Below are 21,259 nucleotides of genomic sequence, written 5' to 3'. Positions count from 1 at the left end.
TGCACTATTGGCCTCCTAGCTATTAATGTCTAGTTATTGCTTATTGTCATTACATTGCAATGACGGGGCAACAGAAATGTCACAGGGTACAGCCATGCTGTGCCCTAATGACATTCCGTCTGACATAAAGTATGAAATAGCCAAATAATAGGAGGGAACCATGGAGCTTAAGGATCTTAAGCAGTTTGTCGCCAATCACGACAATTTTGAAATTCGCGTGATTACCCATTCGGGCAGCCGTTTTTATCAGATTGAGCTGGAAGACGTTGAAGGCGAGCGCCATATGCTGACGCAGCGTACCAAGCCAATGCTGTTTCGCTCGCTGGACGATGCCTATATGGATCTCAAACGCGCCGGTATTCATCGTGCTTACCTGGTACAGCATGTGCCTCACGATGAAGTGATAGGCCGCGATGCGCACTATAGTGAGCCGCTCACATCGCGTATGCCGCTCGTTTTTTAACGCTGATCACACCCATTAACGTTTAGTCTGACGCTTTTCCCACCACTGCCCAAGCTGAATGCGGCGACGGGCAAAAAACCGGTAACCGGCATTCATTATGCCGTGTACTCCCGGCAAACATGAAAATTTCACCAGCCGCCGATAGCCCAACACTGCATAGAGGGCACGGCTGGCATCCATGCCGATATACCATTTCCCTTGACTATCACACAGGTGCAACTGGCCCATCATGGCATTAAAGTCCTGCCCATACGCCTGAGCGTTAAAATCATCGGCCTGGATATCGACCAGCGCGATGTGTTCCCGATGGCGATGCTTTTCCAGCCATGCGACTTCCTGTTGGCAAAAGGGGCAGTGGCCATCGTGAAATAGCGTAACTGGCGGTGCAGCATGTAGTGGCGTGTAGCGGCTCATGGTGACTCCCTTTTGGTATTAGCCGAATAACCTGCTGTGTGGCAGGGCTGCCCGTAGCCAGGCGATGTTTCCAATTGATCCAAAAAGTGCTCAGCCTGTTGGCGGATAGCCTCGCGCTTCTCATTGGCCATGCGGTTGAGGGAGCCGTAAATCAGCTTCATGCGAGGGTTCTTGCTCAGGTGCTCAACGTTGGTTTCGAGAAAGTGCCAGTAAAGGCTGTTAAAAGGGCAGGCTTTTGGCCCCGTGACCTGCTTGGGTGAGTAACGGCAGTGCTGACAATGGTCGGACATTTTGTCGATATACTTGCCCGACGCACAGTAGGGCTTCGAGCCCATTAAGCCGCCGTCGGCATGGAGCACCATCCCCAGCGTATTAGGCAGCTCTACCCACTCACTGGCATCGGCATAAACCGCCAGGTACCAGTCACATAGCGCCTCAGGTTTAACCCCGCACAACAATGCGAAATTGCCTGTGACCATCAGTCGTTGAATATGGTGGGCGTAGCTATTGTCGATGGTCATCTGAATAGCACGCTGTAGGCAGCGCATATCGGTATCCGCGTCCCAGTAAAACGCTGGCAGTTCGCGCTCAAAACCTAGCTGATTAGCACCCTTGTAGTTGGGCATCTGCGTCCAGTAGAGCCCGCGCACATACTCGCGCCAGCCAAGTATCTGACGGATAAACCCTTCCGCGGCGTTGATCGGCACGTCGCCGCCATAGTAACGCTGCTCGGCGGCTTCGCAGACTTCATGGGGCGACAGCAGGCCGATGTTCATCGCAGCTGAGAGGCGCGAGTGATACAAATAAGGTGCAGAGTCACTGATTGCATCTTGATAGTGGCCAAAATCAGCCAGTCCATGGTCTAAAAAATGGTGTAAATCCACCAGCGCTTGTCGACGAGTGACTGGCAGGTTGAAATTATCCAGAGACCCCATGTGGTCGCCAAAATGGCCCTTGGCATCGTTTAGCGCTTCTTGGGTGATCGCATCCTGACGATGTTGAGGTAGCTCAGGAAAATCCAGTTTGGCTTTGATAGGCTGGCGATTGTCGTGATCAAAATTCCATTTGCCGCCCACGGGCTCGTCGCCCTCCATTAAGTAGCCGGTACGTTTGCGCTGTTCTCGGTAAAAGTACTCAAGGCGCAGCTGTTTGCGGCCACTTGCCCACTGGCTAAAGTCATCGGGTGTAGTGAAAAAGCGCTCATCCTCAAGAAGTCGCCACGGAATCGTTGCGTTTTCGCGCTGCTGCATCGTCTCCCATAGCCGCCATTCGCCAGGTCGGGCAACGCGTATCTCATCGCAGCCATATTGTTGGGCGATGCGTTCAGCTTCTTCAATAAGGGAGTGGCAGTTATCCGCATCATCCAGCGCGCTGTAATGTACTTGAAAGCCCTTTTCGCGCAGTGCTTGAGCAAAGTGCCGCATGGCGGCCAAAAAGAGGCCAATTTTATGGATATGATGGGGCACATAGCGCGCCTCTTCGCCAACTTCACATAGTGCAACCACGGCATTGGCGGGCGCGTCTTGCAGCGTTGTGAGTGAAAACGAGAGCTGATCCCCGAGCACCAAAAGCAAAGGCTTGGACATAAGTTGGCCTGTAGTTATACAAATAATGCCGATAGTATAACTTTATACCGCCAGTTTGCCGAAAAGTGATAAGATTTAATTAATTGATAGATGTACTGAGTACCATCGTTATTTTTCAGGAGCACGAGTAATGACCGAGAATGTCGTCAAGGATCAGCCGGGCGAGGGCCGCCTGGCTCATGCACCCAGCGAGCATCCGCCGGTAGCGCGCGCCAAGGTGGGTGTTGTGCTGGCAAACCTGGGAACCCCGGATGCCACCGACTACTGGTCAATGCGTCGTTACCTCAATGAGTTTCTTTCTGATAAGCGCGTGGTTGACTATGCCGGTTGGAAATGGCAACCGTTGCTACAGCTGATTATTTTGACCAAGCGTCCCTTCTCATCGGGCAAGGCTTACCGGGGAATCTGGAATAACGAGAAAAACGAAAGCCCGCTGTTGACGACAACGCGTGCTCAGACCGAGAAGATGACCGCTCGATTAAAAGCGCTTTACGGTGATGATGTCGAAGTCGATTTCTGCATGCGCTACGGTAACCCATCGACGGAAAGCGTGCTGACGCGATTAAAGGAGAAGGGCTGCGAGCGAATCGTGTTTTTTCCGCTCTACCCTCAGTACGGTTCACCCACTACGGCGACGGCGAATGATCAGGCGTTTCGCACCCTGATGAAGGTGAAGTGGCAGCCTTATATACGTACGGTGCCCGCTTATTTTGAACATCCCGCCTACGTTCAGGCGTTGGCCAACTCGGTGCAAGAAGCCTACGACGGTTTTTCGACCCGGCCGACCAAGCTGGTTGCCAGCTACCATGGCGTTCCCGAGCGCTACCTGATGGAGGGTGATCCTTACCACTGTCAGTGCCAGAAAACGACGCGCCTGCTCCGCGAGAAGCTTGGTTTTAGCAAAGAGGAAGTGGATACCGCTTTTCAGTCGCAGTTTGGCCCTGAAAAATGGGTCGGCCCACAAACCGTTAAGCATGTGGCAGAACTCGCCAAGCAGGGGCATAAGCACATTGCGATTATGTCGCCTGCTTTCTCTTCCGACTGTGTTGAAACCCTGGAAGAGATCGAAGAGGAGATCCGCGATAGCTTTATGGAAGCAGGCGGCGAAACGTTCAGCTATATCCCTTGCCTGAATGATCGCGACGACCATATTGAGGCACTGTTAGCCGTCATCAATAATGAACTAGCAGGATGGCTATCGGCCCCAAACTCTAGTGTTTAGCTAGCTAGTTGTCATAACTGAAAGCTAATAGCAGCCGCCCTGCGAAATTAATCGCTGTGCGGCTGTTTGCGTTTAAGCGTTTGACTGGTCAGTCAAAACTGCCTGTTATATGGTGTACAACTTTAGAATCACTATTATTCAACGCTGGCATATCATTGGCAAAGCAAGTTGTCTAACCGCTAGCGGCTGTCTGGGTGGTGAGCCTTTCGTTCTTCAGGGGGTTTCGCTTGATACAATTTGCCGTGTTAATGGGTTTCGTGCTGGCGGCGCTATCGCCAATGTTAAACCACTGGTTTGGTCAGCGTACCAGTCTGGTTCTGGCACTATTTCCTGCCGGATTGGCGGCGTGGCTGGCACTGCAAGCGCCTGAGGTCATTGAGAACGGCAGCCTGCTTTTAGAGTGGCAGTGGGTGCCTTCCCTGGGGATCAGCCTCACCTTCTTGCTAGATGGCCTATCGCTGCTATTTGGGCTGTTGATTACCGTTATGGGCGCCTGTGTGCTGGTGTATGCCGGTGGCTACCTTAAAGATCATCCTGATATTGCCCGATTTCACATCGCCTTGGTCGCTTTCATGGTGTCGATGCTGGGGCTGGTATTAGCTGACGGCTTATTAACGCTATTTGTTTTTTGGGAATTGACCAGCATTACCTCCTATTTGCTGATTGGTTTTAACCACGCTGATATCAATGCGCGAAAATCAGCTCGGCAGGGCCTATTCGTTACCGTGGCGGGCGGGTTAGCGTTAATGGCTGGGCTGGTGCTGCTAGGGATTGCAAGCGGTAGCTGGTCGCTGGCGGAGATTCTAGACCAGGAGGCTGATCTGCGTGAGCATGCACTCTACACGCCGATGCTGATCTGTTTGCTGCTGGGAGCCTTCACCAAGTCGGCTCAGTTTCCGTTTCACTTCTGGTTACCCAACGCTATGGCCGCGCCGACTCCGGTATCGGCTTACCTGCACTCTGCCACCATGGTGAAAGCGGGTATTTACCTGCTGGCGCGTTTACACCCAGAGCTGGGCGGTACTGAGTTATGGGTCGGTGTTCTTTCCGTGGTTGGCGCGACCACTATGCTGGTAGGTGCATTTTTAGCGATTCATCACACCAATATCAAAAAGCTGCTCGCTTACTCGACCATCATGGCGCTAGGCACGCTGACGATGCTATTGGGCATCGGTACCGAGTACGCGATGACCGCATTTGTGACATTTCTTTTGGCGCACTCTCTCTATAAAGGGGCGCTGTTTATGGTCGCCGGTATTCTCGATCATGAAACCGGCACGAAAGATGTCACCCAGATGGGCGGGTTACGCCCAGTGATGCCGTTGACTGCCACCATTGCGTTGGTGGCTGCGCTTTCGCTTGCCGGCGTGCCGCCGCTACTCGGCTTTATCGGTAAAGAGCTGATGCTTGAATCAGTACTCGGCGCCGATAGTTTCCGAACACTACTGGTATTGTTCGCCTTTCTGGCCTCTGTTTTGACTATCGCGGTCGCCTTTATTGTGGCGTTACGTCCTTTTTACGGTCAACGTCACCAAACCCCGCTTGAGCCACATGAAGCTCCGCTTGGCATGCTGCTTGGGCCCGCATTGCTCGCGCTAGGGGCGCTCCTGTTAGGCCTGATGCCCGCTGTACTGGGTGCTGATGCGTTGTTAACGGCAACCGCCACGGCTATATCCGGGCAAACATTAGAGGTGGCGCTGTCGCTTTGGTATGGCATTAACGTCGCGTTGATAATGTCGATCGTTAGCCTTGGGTTAGGCTTTTTGCTGTTTAGGCGTTGGGACAGCGTGCGTGGCAAGCTCTTTGCCTTGGCACCTTTGATGCGTCATGGCCCCGAGGCGGGCTACGAAAGCATGATGAATGGCATTGTGCTCTTCTCCGAGTGGCAAACGCGGCTGCTCCAAAACGGCTACATGCGGAACTATATTTTAGTGATGTTAGCGACGCTTATTGCACTGATCGGTAATTCAATTCTATTACGCCATTCGCCTGTGTTTACCTTTGACCTGGATGTACGCTTTCACGAGGTGGTTGTGGCAGGCACCATGGCGATGGGGGCGCTATTTGCGACCATTACTCGTTCCCGGCTTGGGGCAGTAGTTTCCGTGGGAGCAATGGGCTTTTCTATTGCGTTAATTTTTATTCTGTTCAGTGCGCCAGATCTGGCAATTACCCAACTGCTGGTAGAGACCTTAACGGTTATTTTGCTGGTGCTCGTACTGTTTCGTCTGCCGCGCTTCTCTAATCTTTCCACCAGCTTGGAGCGCATACGCGATGGCGTGGTGGCTGCGATGATGGGTATTCTGATCTGCCTATTGATTATGACCTCGTGGAGCATTCAACAGTTTGAGCCTATTTCGACCTATATGATTGAAAACAGTGCGCCTTTGGCGTATGGCCGCAATATCGTTAACGTCATTTTGGTCGATTACCGTGCTCTGGATACCTTAGGTGAGATGTTCGTGTTAGCGCTTGCCGCCATCGGCGTTATCGCCATGTTGAAGCTACGTCATGGGGATGGGCGTCATGGTGAAAACGGCAATAGGGAAAACAATGGCGTAAAAAACGCCGATAGCAGCAAAGTGGCGGCCAAGGAGCCTTACGATGGTTAAGTCAGGCACGATTATTCTCAATACCGCCGCACGGTTTTTAATGCCGCTGCAGTTGATGTTTTCTATTTTCTTACTGCTGCGCGGGCATGACGAGCCAGGCGGAGGGTTTATTGCCGGCTTGGTTGCAGCGGGGGCCTTTACGCTCTATCTGTTTGCCTTTGGCGTTAGTGCCACTAAAGAAGTGCTGCGGATGGTCGACCCTCGCGATTTGATCGGTGTTGGCTTGCTACTGGGGATGATCTCGGTAGTGCCGGCCTGGTTTATGGGGCAGCCATTTCTGACCGCCCAGTGGTGGACTATCCCGGTTATTGACTTTAAAGCCTCCACGCCGCTGATTTTTGATATTGGCGTTTATTTCGCCGTGTTGGGCTCGGTCACTGGGATGGTGATGACGCTGATGGAAGTTGATAAGGATGAACCTTGAGTTAACAGGAGAGACAGCATGGAACCCTTAATGGCAGTGGCGATAGGTCTACTTTATGCGGCGGCTATTTTTATGATGCTGCGCCGCTCTATCGTTAAGCTGGTGATTGGCTTAATGCTGCTCTCGAACGCCGCCAATTTACTGATTTTTACCACCGCAGGCATGACCCGGGGTGTGCCGCCACTGATTGCAGAAGGCATGATGCTGCCGCCCAGCGGGGTAGCCGACCCCTTGCCTCAAGCGGTTGTGCTAACAGCCATTGTGATTGCCTTTGGGGTACTTGCCTTTGCCGTGGTACTGATTCGACGCGCCTACGAAGTCGTTAAGGCTGATGATCTCGATAAGATGAAGGATACTGATACGTGAGGCCTGAAGTTGCACTTCCCGTCCTCTTGCCCCTGCTGACCGGGGCCGTCTCCTTATTGTTTTGGCGCTCGCGTCCCATGCAGCGCTTTTTGGCGGTGGCAGGCAATGTTGCACTGCTGATTGTTAGCCTTTGGCTGTTTGTATCTACCTTGTCAGATGGCTATGTCACCATGCAAATGGGTAGCTGGCCAGCTCCCTTTGGGATTACCTTAATCGCCGATCTGTTAAGTGCGGTGATGGTATTGATGACCGCGATTATCGGTTTGGCGATGGGGGTTTATTCGCTGGCCACCACTGGCCGCGGTCATGAAAAATTTGGCTACTATCCGTTAATGCACCTGTTGCTCGCCGGGGTGATGGGGGCCTTCTTAACCGGCGATATCTTTAACCTCTATGTATGGTTTGAGGTAATGCTGGTGGCCTCTTTTGCGCTGCTGATCCTGGGGGGAGAGCGCGCGCAGATGGAAGGGGCGATTAAGTACGTCACCTTGAACCTGTTGGCATCGGTCATCTTCCTAACCGCAGTGGGGCTGCTGTATGGCATGGTGGGTACACTCAACATGGCCGACATTGCGCTGCGCATGGATGAAGCAGAGCACACCGGCATGGTGGAAGTGTTGGCGGTTATGTTTATGGTGGCCTTTGGTATCAAAGCCGCCGCCTTTCCGCTGTTTTTCTGGCTGCCAGCCTCTTATCACACCCCACCGGTCGCTGTTTCGGCGCTGTTTGCCGGTTTGCTCACCAAGGTGGGTGTGTATGCGATGTTCCGTGTCTTCACCCTGATGTTTGATCAAACCATGGGCTATTTACAGGAGATTATGTTCTGGGGCGCTGCCTTCACCATGGTAACAGGGGTGCTCGGTGCCGCCGCCCAGCACGAATTTAGGCGAATATTGTCATTTCATATCGTCAGCCAGATTGGCTATATGATCTTAGGCTTAGCCCTTTACACCCCTTTGGCGATCGCCGGTGGCGTGTTTGCCATCGTGCATAACATGGTGGTGAAGACCAATCTCTTCTTGATCAGTGGTATCACCCACCGTTTGCAGGGAACCTACCAGCTTAAAAAAATGGGTGGCTTGTACCGTGAGCGGCCTTGGTTGGCGGTTGCCTTCTTTCTTTCTGCCTTCTCGCTGGCGGGGATACCGCCCCTGTCAGGCTTTTTTGCCAAATTCGTGATAGTGCGTGCGGGCCTGGAAGTTGAAGCCTATGTGGTGACCGGTATTGCTCTGGCGGTGGGATTAATGACGCTCTATTCCATGGTGAAAATTTGGAATGAAGTGTTTTGGAAGTCGTTACCCGAAGATAATCACGTGCCAGAGACCGCCACACCCACTGGCGATGACGGTCGGTTGTTAAAGCCCAGCCTGTGGATGATGTATTTGCCCGTTATGGTGTTGGCGTTATTTTCTCTGCTCATTGGTGTGCTTGCAGAGCCAATTATGTGGGTGATGATGGGTATTGGTGATCAACTGTTTGAACCCTCGGGGTATATCGAAGCCGTATTGGGTGCTTCAGCCAGTGCAGACGACGTGCTGCTGCAGCCAACGGGGGCGGAAGATCAATCTGAGGCGGACGCCGGGGAGGCAGCGCGATGACGGGAGCCATTTGGAACCTACTGCTAGGCCTTGCTTGGGTACTGTTAAGCGGTGATTTTAGCGGCTTAAACCTCCTTGTCGGGCTAATATTTGGCTACATCACGCTGATACTCATCGAACCCCAGCTTGACGCTCTAAAAGGCTATCCGGCGCGTGTACCGCGTTTTATCGGCTTTGTTGGTTTTTTTCTAAAAGAGCTTGTTCAAGCCAACTTGCGTGTCGCCTTTGATATTGTCACTCCTCCTTGGCATATGAAGCCTGGGGTCATTGCGATGCCGCTTTCTGCACGCACCGAAATGGAAATTACCATGGTGGCTAATCTCATTTCGTTGACACCCGGCACGCTGAGCCTGGATGTGTCGGATGATCGTAAGGTGCTGTATATCCATGCGATGTTTTTAGACAACGAGGAAGAGCTGCGGCGCAATTTAAAAGAGATGGAGCACCGGGCTTTGGAGCTGTTTCGCTAATGGATACCGTTATTCTTATCAGCCAGGTGATTATGAGCGTGGCGCTGATCCTCACCTTCGTTCGCGTAGTGCGTGGCCCGAGTCTGCCTGACCGCGTCGTGGCTTTAGAGCTTTTTTCCACCACCGTAGTGGGGCTAGTTGGGGTTTATGCGATTAAGTCGGATGTAGCTAGTTTTCTGGATGCCGCCATTGTGATTGCTCTAATGGGGTTCTTGGCAGCCATTGCGTTTGCGCGCTTTTTGGAAAGGGGAGGCCCGCGGGATGATTGATTTCATAAAGGGCGCATTAATTATCGGTGGCGCGCTGTTTATGCTACTTGCCTCCGTTGGATTGCTACGGCTGCCCGATTTGTTAACGCGTATGCATGCCACCACCAAGGCTGCGGCGTTAGGCGTTATCTTAATTATGTTGGCAGCTGCTATGCACTTTGCAGAAGTGGGAATCGTGGCCCGCTCATTTGCCATCATCGTTTTTATCCTGATGACCGCCCCCGTGGCGGCCCACGTGATTGGCCGTGCCGGGTACTTTGTTGGCTCCAAGCTGTGGAGCGGTACCGTAAAGGATGAGTTACGCCCGAACTATGATCCCTTAACCCATGAGCTTAAAAGCGGCCTGGAGACCCAGGAAAACGCCAAGCGCCAACCCCGCGAGACGGATCCGGACTAGCCTTGCGGCCTCCGCTGCTTTGTCGACCACTATTGAGCCACCTTCGGGTGGCTTTTTTGCGTCTGGGGCAGGCATGCCAAAAACATGTCTAATGAGTTCAACCAAAGCAAAGTGTGTATAATAAAATAATGTACAATAATTGTACTGTATAAGATAATGTGTTCATGTTTTAAACCAAGCCAAGCGGACAGTGTGATCAACCGTGACCATGCGACGCAAACAACATCTCCCGCAGAAAATTTGTGCTCATTGTCAGCGGCCTTTTGACTGGCGGAAAAAATGGGCGCGCTGCTGGGACGAGGTGCGCTACTGCAGCGAGCGGTGCCGCCGTAGTGCTAGGCAGTCAGGGCATCAAAGCACCTCAAGGAGGCACAAGCATGTACAGCACGATTGATATTGTCTGGTTGCAAGATGATCTGCGCATTGCTGACAATCCTCTTTTGCATTTCGCTTCTCCCCCTAGCTTTCTGCTGTGTCTCTATGTGTTAGACGAGCAGTGGTTATATCCATTGTTTGATGGTGAATCGACACCGCGCATCGGGCCTGCGCGCTTGCGCTTTTTATGGCAAAGCTTAATGGAGCTACGCGGTGAGCTTCTAAAGCGCGGCAGCGACCTGCTGGTACGGATTGGTAAGCCCAGCGATGTGGTGATTGAACTGGCTTCAACGCTAAACGCAAGACAGGTACGCGTTGCTGACCATGCAGGAGTTGATGAAACTGCGCATATTCAGGCGGTTCAGCAAGGCTTACCCAGTCAGACGGCACTCGAGTGCATAGAGAGTGGACGACTCATTGATCGGCAGTCATTACCTTTTGAGTGCGAAGCGTTACCTGCGAGCTTTTCTTGCTTTAGGCGTAGCGTGGAGCATGAATGTACTGTCCCAGTCAGCCGCTGCGCCCCTGTAACGCTGCCTCCCTGGCCGGAAGCGGCAAGAGGATTTCCGCCGCTCAAAGCGGTCTGTGAGCAGAGCGCTACTTGGCATCCCGATTCTCGTCAAGGTTATGCCTATCGGGGAGGAGAGTCAGCAGCACATGGGCGCCTGAAAGATTACTTGTGGCGTCAACAGGGCGGTGAAACCTACAAGAAGACCCGCAACGGGCTATTGGGAGCTAATTTTTCAACCCGAGTCTCACCTTGGCTGGCGCGTGGATGCCTGTCGGCTCGCCAAGTCAATGACGCGGTGAAGGCGTGGGAAGCGGAAAATGGCAGTAATGAATCGAGCTACTGGATTACCTTCGAGCTACTCTGGCGGGAGTATTTTATTCGCGCCGCTCAGTTGGAAGGTGAGCAAATGTTTGGCTCCCGCCAGACTGACAAGCCGTGTGCCGTTTTCGATGCCTGGCGTAACGGCACGACGGGGCTGCCGTTTGTAGATGCCGCTATGCTGGAACTTCGTCACACTGGGTGGCTATCCAATCGTGCCCGGCAAAACGTGGCCAGCTTTTTAGTTAAAGACTTAAAGGTAGATTGGCGTTTGGGGGCGTTATGGTTTGAGCACTGTCTGATTGATTATGACGTGGCCAGCAACTGGGGCAATTGGCGCTATATTGCTGGTATCGGACGTGATCCACGTCAGGATCGCTATTTTAACGTATTAAAGCAGGCAGGGCATTACGATCCCCAGGGGCTTTATGTTGCTCATTGGCTTAAGCCGCTTGAAAAGCTTCCTCATGGTTTAGCGCGTCATCAACCTTGGCGTGTAGACCCCACGGCGTTTAAGCCTCCCTGCGTTGAGCCCGAGCAGTGGGAGCGCTGGCTGATTCCGAGCTTAGAAGTGCAAGAAATCGATGAAATGAGTAGTCATGACGTTGATTTAAGGGCTAAGACGCTATGATGTTGGGGATTAGCGAGCGCCGCCTGTCGTGGAGTCTTGGACTTGCTGGGCTCATTCCATTTATCACAGGCGGCGTACTGGCATGGTCAGCGCCATTAGGATGGCAGGCAACCGCTATTAATGGTTTTGTTTACTATAGCGCTGTTATTTTATCGTTCTTGGGCGGTGCGCACTGGGGAAGTGCATTGCATGTACTTCAACCCAGCAGCCGCTGGCGATTACTTTTAGCCATGCTACCGAGCTTAATCGCATGGCCTGCACTGCTGCTTAATGTTGGCGCTGGACTTTGGGTACTGCTGGCTGGGTTTATTCTGATGGGTGGCTACGATTTTAGTCGTGCAGGTCGGGATGGCTTTCCCAGCTGGTATCCGGTACTGCGTGGCTTTCTTACTGTCGTAGTGGTGCTATTACATGTTGTTGTTTTAGTGCGCCTGAATGGGTAAGGCTAGTATCCGCTGCTTTTCTGGGCCATTATCATGCCAATGCCATGGATTGCCGAGAGAATGATGCTATGTCTTTGAAAGTTAATGGGTCAGCAAGCAGGCGTTCTGCTTTGTATGCAACGTTTTTACTTGCCGTGGGTGCGCTGGCACTGTGCAGTGGTCGGGTGCAAGCGAACCCTCAACTGATGTCAGAAGTAGACACCCAGGCTGCCACTGAGGTTAGCTACGCTAATTTCCAACAATGGCTTCGAGATTTTCGCCAGTACGCTGCTGGACAAGGGATCAGCGAAGCGACACTGAATAAAGCGCTGGATGGCGTTCGCTACCGTGAACGAGTGATTGAACTCGACGGCTACCAGCCCGAATTTGTCCGGCCTATTTGGGAGTATCTGGATACCGCGGTGTCCTCCACGCGCATTACTAACGGTCAAGAAAAGCTGGCTGATCACCGTAATACCGCGCAGCAAATGGAGCAGCGCTATGGGGTGCCAGCCGAGATAATCGTCGCCATCTGGGGCATTGAAAGTAACTACGGCAGTAATTTTGGTGATTTTTCGACCTTGGAGTCCCTTGCCACGCTGGCTTACGATGGCCGACGCCGTGACTTTGCCCGAGGTGAACTGCTCGCGGCATTACGTATTATTGATCAAGGTGATATCGCCGCTGAAGACATGAAGGGCTCATGGGCTGGGGCGATGGGCCATACTCAGTTTATTCCCAGTAGCTTCGAAGCCTATGCCGTCGATGGCGACGGCGATGGTCGACGCGATATCTGGGACAGCATTCCCGATGTCATGGCGTCAACGGCCAACTATCTTGACCGAGCAGGATGGCAAAGCGGTCAGCCCTGGGGGGTTGAGGTACGCCTGCCCGAAGGGTTTGATTACGCCCAGACTGAGCGGCGCAGCAGTGCCGAGTGGCGTAACCAAGGCGTACAGGCGCAGCAGGGCGAATTGCCGAACTTTGATAGCGCCGCCATTGTGATACCCGCTGGCGCTAATGGCCCTGCATTTTTGGTAGGCGCTAATTTCCGTGCGATCTTGCGCTATAACAACGCCACCAGTTATGCGCTAGCCGTCGCGACTTTAGGCGATGCGATCGCCGGACGCGAAGGGATTCAGCACAGCTGGCCGCGTGATCAAGCGCCACTCACCCGAGACGATGTGCAAGAACTTCAGCGCGCATTGAACCGGGTAGGATACTCAGTAGGTGGCGCGGACGGCGTGATGGGGCCCAACACTCGGCAAGGCCTGCGGAACTTTCAGCGTGATCAAGGGTTAATACCGGATGGGTTTGCGACCCAGGAACTGCTCGAACAGTTGCGTCAGCGTTCGCAGTAAGCAGTATTAAAGTTGCTTCTACTTTCCAAGGATGACGTTATGCAATTGATGGGTAAGATGTTTCTTAGCAGTGTGGTGTTAGGAGCCATGCTGTCTGCTCCCACGACAATGGCAGATGATGATCAGGTATTCGGCTGGGTTGAAAAAGCTACCCTGCAACCCTGGGATATCGAGGTAAAAGCCAAGCTTGATAGCGGAGCATTAACCTCCTCACTAGACGCCCGCGATATAGAGATGTTCGAGCAGGATGACGAGGAGTGGGTGCGCTTTCGTTTGAAGCTTGAAGATCAAGGAAGTGGAGAAGTATTCAGCGACCAAATTGAGCGGCCGCTTTATCGAGAATTGGCTGTTCGCGGAGCAGGCGGCCGTGACGAGCGTCCTGTGGTGCTGCTGGAAGTTTGTATGGGCGATACCATTTACGAAGAGCAGTTTAGCCTACGCGACCGTGAAGAGATGAACTACCCGCTGCTGCTGGGGCGCCGTACCATTAGCCACCTTGGCTTGCTGGATGTGCGTGAAACCTTCTTGCAGGAGCCCGAGTGTGGGGAAAACGCCACCGTTGTTCCCCATGACCCGGAAGATGAACAGTCCTAAATTTCATATCGAGAAACGCTCAAAACAGCCGTGATAGAAGCGCGGTCACGGCTGTTTCAACGCGTAGAATGCGCGGGCCAAGATGCATGCCCTCGCAGCCTGCTAGCATTAGTTGCTCTACCTCCCAAGCAATAAAGCCGCCCTCTGGGCCTACCAAGAGTAGGGTAGGTTCACTTATGTCTCTTGGGCAGGCGTTGGGCATGCCAGGATGGGCTACCAGTCCGCGACGTGCACCGAGTAAGCCAGGCAGTTGCTGCTCCAAAAAAGGACGAAAGCCTTTGCTAAGGGTGACCGATGGTAGCTGGGTATCGCGAGCTTGCTCTAAGCCGAGTACCAAGTGCTGGTGGATTTTATCCGGGCGTAACTCAGGGGACTGCCAATAGCTCTTCTCAACCCGTTTAGTATGTAGCAGGGTGATCTCTTTGACGCCTAGTGCCGTCACATGCTCTAACGTACGCGCTAACATACGGGGGCGGGGCAGTGCTAATACCAAATGTACGGGTAATGGCGGCGGCGGTGGCTCGTCAAGGTTTTCAAGTTGAAAATACGCGCGCTCAGTGGTGAGCTCTTTTAGCATCGCCTTACCCATCGCGCCGCCTTGCACACCCACGGTGAGCAGGTCGCCGGGCACCGCGCGGTGGACATCGTGAAGGTGTGCTAGTCGACGTGGATCGGTGATGCAGGCGTGGCCATCGTCGGTGAGATCGTTGGGATCGAGCAGAATCAAATTCATAATGATGGTCTATTGGTCACAGAATTAGCGCAGTACGGCTACCAAAACTATCAAGGTGGCTTGCATAGGCGCGTGGTGCAGGCACAATACCAGTAACGGGAATAAAAGCCCCTATCGCGTTTAAGGAGATGCGCCGTGCGCGTAATTCGCAAATATGCAAACCGCAGGTTGTACGATACTCAGCAGAGCCGTTATGTAACGCTGGAAGACCTGCGCCGTTTAATCATCGAAGAAGAACCGTTTAAGGTGGAAGATGCCAAAAGCGGAGAAGACCTAACGCGTACTATTCTGCTCTCTATCATTATCGAGCAGGAGCAGGCGGACAGCGAAGCGGAAGTGTTTTCTAACGATCTGCTGGCGCAATTAATCCGTGTTTACGATATGACCTCACCGCTGCCGCTGTCACGTTATCTTGAACAGGGTACGCAACTGATGCTGGAGCAGCAGAAACGCCTGCAGAGCCAGTGGAAGCAGGCAATGCGTAACACGCCGTTGGAGTTTATGCGCGAGCTAACCGAAGAGAACATGCGGTTTTGGCAAAAGACCTTGAACCAGCCTGGTCAAGCCGACGACTCGGATAACGCGGAGCCCCATGAAGGCGATAGCAGCGACGCCAGTAATGATAACAAACCCTCCTCCTGACCCACTTGGTGCTGCGCTGTGGCATAATGCCGCCGATATACGCTCTCCCGTTTGAGAAGGATGCACATGAAGGTTTTGATGATAGGCGGCGGTGGTCGCGAGCACGCTCTGGCGTGGAAATTGGCGCAATCTACCCAGGTTGAGCAGGTATTTGTCGCCCCCGGCAATGCCGGTACCGCGACGGAAGCAAAGCTGACTAATGTAGCGATTGCTGCAACGGATCTCGACAGCCTTGTCGCTTTTGCTCGTGATGAGCAGATTGACTTAACTGTGGTGGGCCCGGAGGCCCCCTTGGTAGAAGGCGTTGTTGATCAGTTCCAAGCAGCCGGTTTAACTATCTTTGGTCCTACTCAAGCCGCCGCCCAGTTGGAAGGTTCAAAATCTTTTACCAAGGATTTCCTGGCTCGCCATGACATTCCTTCGGCTGACTACCAAACGTTTACTGAAGTAGACCCTGCGCTTGCCTATTTAAGCAAAATGGGCGCGCCGATTGTGATTAAAGCGGATGGGTTGGCTGCGGGCAAGGGCGTCATTGTGGCACTGAGCGAAGTTGAAGCTGAGGCTGCCATTCGCGATATGCTTGAAGCCAATGCCTTCGGCGGTGCAGGCGCTCGTGTGGTCATCGAGGAGTTTCTGGAGGGCGAGGAGGCAAGCTTTATTGTCATGGTGGACGGCGAGCATGTCGTCCCCATGGCCACCAGCCAAGACCACAAGCGCGCCTATGATGGTGATACCGGCCCTAATACCGGCGGTATGGGTGCCTATTCGCCAGCGCCGGTGGTCACTCCCGACGTTGACGCACGTATCATGGAGCAGGTCATTCTGCCCACCGTGCGTGGCATGGCCGCAGAGGGCAATGCCTATACCGGGTTCTTGTATGCAGGTCTGATGATCGACGCAGCGGGCAACCCCAAGGTTATTGAGTACAACTGCCGCTTTGGTGATCCTGAAACCCAGCCGATTATGCTGCGCTTAACCTCTGATTTCGCTGAGCTGTGCTTAGCGGGTGCCGAGGGGCGCTTGGCCGGGCAGCGCTGCGAATGGGACTCTCGCGCAGCGGTAGGTGTGGTACTCGCTGCCGGTGGTTACCCTGGCAGCTACCGCAAGGGCGATGTGATTCGCGGCTTAGCAGTGGCTGAAGAAACGGGCTGCAAAGTGTTTCATGCCGGTACCGCGCAAAATGCTCAAGGTGATATCACCACGGCAGGTGGCCGCGTGCTATGCGTGACGGCATTAGGCGATAGCGTATCTGCGGCGCAGCAGCAGGCGTACCGGGGCGTTAATGCTATTCACTGGGATGGCGTCGAATGTCGGCGTGATATCGCCTTCCGGGCGATTGCCCGAGAGGAGTAAATACGCCTTACGCTAAGCTAATACTGACGAGGAAACAGGCATGGAGCGTATCAAGCTAGATTTTCCCGCTGAAGCGGTCATTCATCGTCACCCTTTGACGGTACGGGTAACCGATATGAACTATGGCCGCCACTTGGGGCACGATGCGCTGGTATCCCTGCTCCACGAGGCGCGTATTCAAGCCTTCGCGGCCCTGGACCTGCCCGAGTGGGATATGCATGGGTATCCTTCGGTGGTCGCTGATCTTGCCGTTCAGTATCAAAGTGAAGCGCGCTGGCCCGATGCGTTAACGATTGCCACCGCTGTGCCCGAGCCCCAGGGCAAAGCGTTGACTATTTATCAGCGCATCTATCAGGCAGATTCTCAGCAGGTAGTCGCTACCGCACGGGTCAATCAGCTACTGATCGATCTTGCTACTGGGCGTCCTATCGAAGTACCTGAGCAGGTTAAACAAGCGCTTTCCCACGCGAGGTATGGCTGATGTCTCGGGAGTATCCGATTATCGCGGTAACCGGTTCCTCTGGGGCGGGTACCACTACCGTGAAGCGCAGCTTTGAGCGCATGTTTCTGCGCGAAGATGTGCATGCAGCAATGGTCGATGGCGATGCATTTCACCGCTATACCCGTGATGACCTGCACCGCATATTCCGAGAAGAGCCAGAGCGCAAAGACGAACTTTCGCATTTTGCCGTAGAGGCGAATTTGCTGGATCGCCTGGAAGGGTTGTTTAGTGAGTATGGCGAACACGGTTCGGGCACTTTTCGGCACTATATCCACGCTGAAGATAAACAGAAAATTGAAGCAGGTTGCCGGGTTGGCACTTTCACCGAGTGGCAGTCGCTGCCTTGTGGTACCGACCTGCTGTTTTATGAAGGCTTGCACGGTGGGCTGGTCACTGAAGAGTACGACATTGCCCGCCATGTGGATCTTTTGGTCGGTGTTGCGCCAACCATGAATCTTGAGTGGATTCAAAAGATCGACCGTGACACCAAGCTGCGTGGCTACTCACAAGAAGCAGTCATCGATACTATTCTGGGTCGGATGGATGACTATGTACGTTACATCCAGCCGCAGTTTTCGCGTACCCACATCAATTTTCAACGTGTGCCCACCGTCGATACCTCTAACCCCTTTGAAGTGCAGGATATTCCCACTGACGCTGAGTCGTTCGTGGTCATTCGCTTTCGGGATCCTTCCACAGTTGATTTTCCTTGGCTGTTGGCGATGATTAAAGACTCGTTTATGACTCGCCCGCACACGTTGGTGGTGCCGGGGGCGCGGATGTCGCTGGCGATGGAGCTGATTCTTGCCCCCTTGGTTAGGCACCTTCTTGCCCAGAGGCGCTTCCGTTAATAGGCCGCGAGCTGAAGCTACCACCCACCAGTGCAATCATCCGGCTGGCAGAGATAATTCGATACTTAAGTGAAAAGTAGCTAATGAAGGAGAGCTGTATGGATTGTCTGTTTTGCAAAATCATTAACCGTGAAATTCCCGCTGATATCGTTTACGAAGATGAGCACGTGTTGGCATTCAATGATATTAACCCCCAGGCACCGACTCACCAGCTAATCATTCCCAAAAAGCATATCGCGACGCTCAATGATATCGATGAGGCTGATCTTGCAACGATAGGGCGGCTGCAGTTTACCGCCGCCAAGCTTGCCCGCGAGCAGGGCTTTGCTGAAGATGGCTACCGCGTGGTGATGAACTGCAACGAAATGGGTGGACAAACGGTCTACCATATTCACATGCATTTAATGGGTGGGCGCGCATTCACATGGCCTGCCGGTTGAAATCAGCAGACTGCTACCGCAAGTCAACGGAGTGTTGCCATGGATCGTCAACAGAGTCGTTCCGATCGCCTGATTCATCAGTTTGATGCCGTTCTACGGACGCTTATGCCGCACGCTGCTCCGCCGCAGCGCACCAGCCCTGCTGAAGGTGTGGCCGAGGGAGAGCTCGACGATCACGAGCGTCGCCATGCCGCAGGTTTGATGCGGATTAACCATACTGGTGAGGTGTGTGCCCAAGCGCTGTATCAGGGGCAGGGCGTAACCGCTAAACTTCCTCATGTACGTCATCAGATGGAGCAGTCGGCGCTGGAAGAGATCGATCATCTAGCTTGGTGTGATGAGCGTCTAGGGCAGTTGCAGAGCCGAACAAGCTACTTAAACCCGCTGTTTTATGCCGCTTCCTTTGGCATTGGCGCGGCCACTGGTGCGGTCAGTGACCGTATTAGTTTGGGGTTGGTCGCCGCCACCGAAGAGCAGGTAGGCAAGCATCTTGATTCACACCAACACTCGCTACCCCGCGGCGACAACCGCTCTCGCGCCATACTGCGCCAGATGGCCATTGATGAAGCCCACCACGCTCAGCTTGCCTTAGAAGCGGGTGGCGTTCGCTTTCCGGCCCCGGTGAAGTGGGGCATGCGTCTGGCCTCTAAGGTGATGACTAAAAGCGTCTATCATCTCTGATACATATTCACGCGGCATAATGGGATATGCGGCGCTGTTTTAAGGAAAGTTATTACCAAGGAGAGGAGTGAAACCATGCTAGGCAATGCGGTGCTGTTTTTCATTATTGCGATCATCGCGGGAGCGGTCGGTTTTTCTGGCATTGCCGGGGCGGCTTCCACCATTGCGCAAATTTTGTTTGTGCTGTTTCTTATTTTGTTTATCGTTTCATTTTTAACTGGCCGCAGACGTTAGGGTTGTCCACGGCGCCAGTGCAGTTACCAACCAAAAGGCCCCGCAGAGCGGGGCCTTTTGCTGCCAACATACTGCTAATTGTTAGGCATCAATGCGCTTATACTTCATACGCTTAGGCGTATCGTTACCCACCCGCTTTCTATGATCCTCTTCGTACTCAGCGTAGTTGCCTTCGAATAAGACCACCTCAGAGTCGCCCTCGAAAGCCATAATGTGCGTGGCGATACGATCAAGGAACCAGCGATCATGCGAGATCACCATGGCGCAGCCCGGGAAGGCCAGAAGCGCGTCTTCCAGTGCCCGCAAGGTTTCGATATCCAGGTCGTTAGAAGGCTCATCGAGCAGCAACACGTTAGCGCCTTGCTTGAGCGTTTGGGCGAGCTGTAAACGGCCGCGTTCACCACCGGAAAGCTCCGACAAACGCTTCTGCTGGTCGTTACCCTTAAAGTTAAAGCGACCCACATAGGCACGCGAGGAGACCTCGTAGCCGTTAATGTTGAGGATGTCTTGACCATCCGAAACGGCTTCCCAGACGCTCTGCTTGTCGTCCAAGCCGTCGCGTAGCTGTTCGACGTAGGCGATATCGACCGTTTCACCGACGACAACTTCGCCTTCGTCTGGCTGCTCTTTACCGGTAATCAGTTTGAAGAGCGTCGATTTACCCGCACCGTTACCACCGACAATGCCGACAATCGCACCCTGGGGAATGGTGAAGGAGAGGTTCTGGTAGAGCAGCTTGTCATCGAAGCGCTTGGCCACATCGCGAAACTCAATGACGTTATCGCCTAGCCGCGGGCCAGGCGGAATGTAAATTTCATTGGTCTCATTACGCTTTTGGAAATCGCCTGACTGCATCTCTTCAAAGCGGTTAAGGCGCGCTTTGCTTTTGGCCTGGCGGCCTTTGGCGTTACTGCGCACCCACTCAAGCTCTTGCTTGATAGCTTTCTGACGCGAGGCTTCCTGCTTGGCTTCCTGATTCAGTCGCTGATCTTTCTGCTCCAGCCACTGGGAGTAGTTACCCTCAAAGGGGATACCTTGACCACGGTCAAGCTCCAGAATCCAACCCGCCACGTTGTCTAGGAAGTAGCGGTCGTGGGTGATCGCCACGACTGTGCCGTTGTAGTCGTGCAGGAAGCGCTCAAGCCAAGCTACCGACTCTGCGTCTAGGTGGTTAGTAGGCTCATCAAGCAGCAGCATATCAGGGCTGGAGAGCAGTAAGCGACAGAGGGCTACACGACGACGCTCACCACCCGAAAGATTGCCCACTTTGGCGTCCCAGGGGGGCAGACGTAGGGCTTCTGCAGCCACTTCAAGCTTACGCTCCAGGTTGTGAGCGTCCGCGGCTTCAATAATATTTTCAAGCCTGGCCTGCTCGCTGGCTAGCGCATCAAAGTCAGCGTCGGGCTCTGCGTAGGCCGCATATACACCATCCAACTTCTCCTGCGCCTCTTTAATCTCCCCTAGCGCTTCTTCGACGGTGTCGCGGACGTTTTTCTCGTCGTCTAGCTGCGGCTCCTGGGGAAGGTAGCCAACATTGATGCCGGGCATCGGACGAGCTTCACCTTCAAACTCTTTATCGACACCGGCCATAATACGCAGCAGTGTGGATTTACCCGAACCGTTAAGCCCCAGCACGCCAATTTTGGCGCCAGGGAAAAACGAGAGCGAAATATCTTTGAGAATTTGTTTTTTGGGTGGCACAACTTTGCCAACCCGGTTCATGGTGAAAACGTATTGCGCCATGGAGATCCGTTAAGTTGTTGAAAAGAAAAAGCAACAGCAGCAGGCTA

25 protein-coding genes are annotated in these 21,259 nt (G+C 53.5%); 21 read left to right on the top strand and 4 right to left on the bottom strand.

Annotation, left to right across the window (positions count from 1 at the left end):
- Positions 1-160 precede the first annotated feature (160 nt).
- On the top strand, positions 161-463 hold the full coding sequence (locus SR894_RS13235; protein ID WP_022522726.1) for a DUF6482 family protein: 303 nt from the start codon (positions 161-163) through the stop codon (positions 461-463).
- Between the two features lie 15 nt (positions 464-478).
- Here SR894_RS13235 and SR894_RS13230 read toward each other — a convergent pair whose 3' ends face one another.
- Positions 479-877 (bottom strand): thiol-disulfide oxidoreductase DCC family protein, encoded by a 399-nt coding sequence (locus tag SR894_RS13230; RefSeq protein ID WP_133730185.1) that lies wholly within the window; start codon positions 875-877, stop codon positions 479-481.
- The gene (locus tag SR894_RS13225) at positions 874-2,463 is read right to left on the bottom strand and encodes a cryptochrome/photolyase family protein (RefSeq protein WP_133730186.1); all 1,590 of its coding nucleotides are present in this window, start codon (positions 2,461-2,463) and stop codon (positions 874-876) included. The genes SR894_RS13230 and SR894_RS13225 overlap by 4 nt, the downstream gene beginning before the upstream one ends.
- A gap of 130 nt (positions 2,464-2,593) precedes the next feature.
- Between SR894_RS13225 and hemH the strand changes: the two genes are divergently transcribed.
- The 13 genes from hemH to rloA3 all read left to right on the top strand — a co-directional run bounded on the left by hemH (position 2,594) and on the right by rloA3 (position 14,033).
- Positions 2,594-3,685, top strand: a complete 1,092-nt coding sequence (hemH, locus tag SR894_RS13220) for a ferrochelatase (RefSeq protein ID WP_133730187.1) — start codon at positions 2,594-2,596, stop codon at positions 3,683-3,685.
- A gap of 230 nt (positions 3,686-3,915) precedes the next feature.
- On the top strand, positions 3,916-6,297 hold the full coding sequence (locus SR894_RS13215) for a putative monovalent cation/H+ antiporter subunit A (RefSeq protein WP_133730238.1): 2,382 nt from the start codon (positions 3,916-3,918) through the stop codon (positions 6,295-6,297).
- Positions 6,290-6,721, top strand: a complete 432-nt coding sequence (locus tag SR894_RS13210) for a Na+/H+ antiporter subunit B (RefSeq protein ID WP_071693780.1) — start codon at positions 6,290-6,292, stop codon at positions 6,719-6,721. The genes SR894_RS13215 and SR894_RS13210 overlap by 8 nt, the downstream gene beginning before the upstream one ends.
- 18 nt (positions 6,722-6,739) lie before the next feature.
- Positions 6,740-7,087 carry a Na+/H+ antiporter subunit C gene (locus SR894_RS13205; RefSeq protein WP_133730188.1) on the top strand — a complete coding sequence of 116 codons (348 nt, stop codon included), beginning with the start codon at positions 6,740-6,742 and terminating at the stop codon, positions 7,085-7,087.
- Positions 7,084-8,685: a Na+/H+ antiporter subunit D gene (locus SR894_RS13200; protein WP_133730189.1), complete on the top strand. Its 1,602-nt coding sequence runs from the start codon at positions 7,084-7,086 to the stop codon at positions 8,683-8,685. The genes SR894_RS13205 and SR894_RS13200 overlap by 4 nt, the downstream gene beginning before the upstream one ends.
- Entirely contained in the window at positions 8,682-9,155 is a 474-nt protein-coding gene (locus SR894_RS13195) for a Na+/H+ antiporter subunit E (protein ID WP_133730190.1), read from the top strand. Before SR894_RS13200 ends, SR894_RS13195 begins: the two co-directional genes overlap by 4 nt.
- Positions 9,155-9,424 carry an MrpF/PhaF family protein gene (locus SR894_RS13190; protein WP_133730191.1) on the top strand — a complete coding sequence of 90 codons (270 nt, stop codon included), beginning with the start codon at positions 9,155-9,157 and terminating at the stop codon, positions 9,422-9,424. Before SR894_RS13195 ends, SR894_RS13190 begins: the two co-directional genes overlap by 1 nt.
- Entirely contained in the window at positions 9,417-9,821 is a 405-nt protein-coding gene (gene mnhG / locus SR894_RS13185) for a monovalent cation/H(+) antiporter subunit G (protein WP_071693775.1), read from the top strand. Before SR894_RS13190 ends, mnhG begins: the two co-directional genes overlap by 8 nt.
- Before the next feature lie 208 nt (positions 9,822-10,029).
- Positions 10,030-10,215: a DUF2256 domain-containing protein gene (locus tag SR894_RS22970; protein WP_133730239.1), complete on the top strand. Its 186-nt coding sequence runs from the start codon at positions 10,030-10,032 to the stop codon at positions 10,213-10,215.
- A complete protein-coding gene (locus tag SR894_RS13180; RefSeq protein WP_133730192.1) occupies positions 10,199-11,656 on the top strand; it encodes a DASH family cryptochrome in 1,458 nt (485 codons plus the stop codon). Before SR894_RS22970 ends, SR894_RS13180 begins: the two co-directional genes overlap by 17 nt.
- On the top strand, positions 11,653-12,099 hold the full coding sequence (locus tag SR894_RS13175; protein ID WP_133730193.1) for a DUF3429 domain-containing protein: 447 nt from the start codon (positions 11,653-11,655) through the stop codon (positions 12,097-12,099). Before SR894_RS13180 ends, SR894_RS13175 begins: the two co-directional genes overlap by 4 nt.
- A 68-nt stretch (positions 12,100-12,167) precedes the next feature.
- Positions 12,168-13,439, top strand: coding sequence for a lytic murein transglycosylase (locus SR894_RS13170; protein ID WP_133730194.1), 1,272 nt, complete (start codon positions 12,168-12,170; stop codon positions 13,437-13,439).
- Between the two features lie 39 nt (positions 13,440-13,478).
- The gene (rloA3, locus tag SR894_RS13165; RefSeq protein ID WP_133730195.1) at positions 13,479-14,033 is read left to right on the top strand and encodes a retropepsin-like aspartic peptidase RloA3; all 555 of its coding nucleotides are present in this window, start codon (positions 13,479-13,481) and stop codon (positions 14,031-14,033) included.
- Positions 14,034-14,052: 19 nt separating this feature from the next.
- Here rloA3 and SR894_RS13160 read toward each other — a convergent pair whose 3' ends face one another.
- Positions 14,053-14,766, bottom strand: a complete 714-nt coding sequence (locus tag SR894_RS13160; RefSeq protein ID WP_133730196.1) for a 16S rRNA (uracil(1498)-N(3))-methyltransferase — start codon at positions 14,764-14,766, stop codon at positions 14,053-14,055.
- A 135-nt stretch (positions 14,767-14,901) separates the two neighbouring features.
- On the opposite strand from SR894_RS13160, the gene phaR reads away from it, so the two are divergent.
- The 7 genes from phaR to SR894_RS13125 all read left to right on the top strand — a co-directional run bounded on the left by phaR (position 14,902) and on the right by SR894_RS13125 (position 19,469).
- Positions 14,902-15,408 carry a polyhydroxyalkanoate synthesis repressor PhaR gene (gene phaR, locus SR894_RS13155; RefSeq protein WP_133730197.1) on the top strand — a complete coding sequence of 169 codons (507 nt, stop codon included), beginning with the start codon at positions 14,902-14,904 and terminating at the stop codon, positions 15,406-15,408.
- 66 nt (positions 15,409-15,474) lie between these two features.
- Complete coding sequence (purD, locus tag SR894_RS13150) at positions 15,475-16,761, top strand: phosphoribosylamine--glycine ligase (RefSeq protein WP_133730198.1); 1,287 nt, start codon at positions 15,475-15,477, stop codon at positions 16,759-16,761.
- 40 nt (positions 16,762-16,801) lie between these two features.
- The gene (locus SR894_RS13145) at positions 16,802-17,242 is read left to right on the top strand and encodes an acyl-CoA thioesterase (protein WP_133730199.1); all 441 of its coding nucleotides are present in this window, start codon (positions 16,802-16,804) and stop codon (positions 17,240-17,242) included.
- A complete protein-coding gene (locus SR894_RS13140; RefSeq protein ID WP_133730200.1) occupies positions 17,242-18,114 on the top strand; it encodes a phosphoribulokinase in 873 nt (290 codons plus the stop codon). Before SR894_RS13145 ends, SR894_RS13140 begins: the two co-directional genes overlap by 1 nt.
- Before the next feature lie 98 nt (positions 18,115-18,212).
- Positions 18,213-18,554 (top strand): histidine triad nucleotide-binding protein, encoded by a 342-nt coding sequence (locus tag SR894_RS13135; protein WP_133730201.1) that lies wholly within the window; start codon positions 18,213-18,215, stop codon positions 18,552-18,554.
- Between the two features lie 39 nt (positions 18,555-18,593).
- Positions 18,594-19,235, top strand: coding sequence for a 2-polyprenyl-3-methyl-6-methoxy-1,4-benzoquinone monooxygenase (gene coq7, locus SR894_RS13130; protein WP_133730202.1), 642 nt, complete (start codon positions 18,594-18,596; stop codon positions 19,233-19,235).
- 75 nt (positions 19,236-19,310) lie between these two features.
- Positions 19,311-19,469, top strand: coding sequence for a DUF1328 domain-containing protein (locus tag SR894_RS13125; protein ID WP_133730203.1), 159 nt, complete (start codon positions 19,311-19,313; stop codon positions 19,467-19,469).
- 81 nt (positions 19,470-19,550) lie between these two features.
- Here SR894_RS13125 and ettA read toward each other — a convergent pair whose 3' ends face one another.
- Entirely contained in the window at positions 19,551-21,212 is a 1,662-nt protein-coding gene (gene ettA / locus SR894_RS13120; protein ID WP_133730204.1) for an energy-dependent translational throttle protein EttA, read from the bottom strand.
- Positions 21,213-21,259: the final 47 nt, after the last annotated feature.

It is taken from the genome of Vreelandella neptunia (assembly GCF_034479615.1).
Classification (GTDB): domain Bacteria; phylum Pseudomonadota; class Gammaproteobacteria; order Pseudomonadales; family Halomonadaceae; genus Vreelandella; species Vreelandella neptunia.
This window is presented reverse-complemented; position numbering and strand designations above follow the sequence as displayed.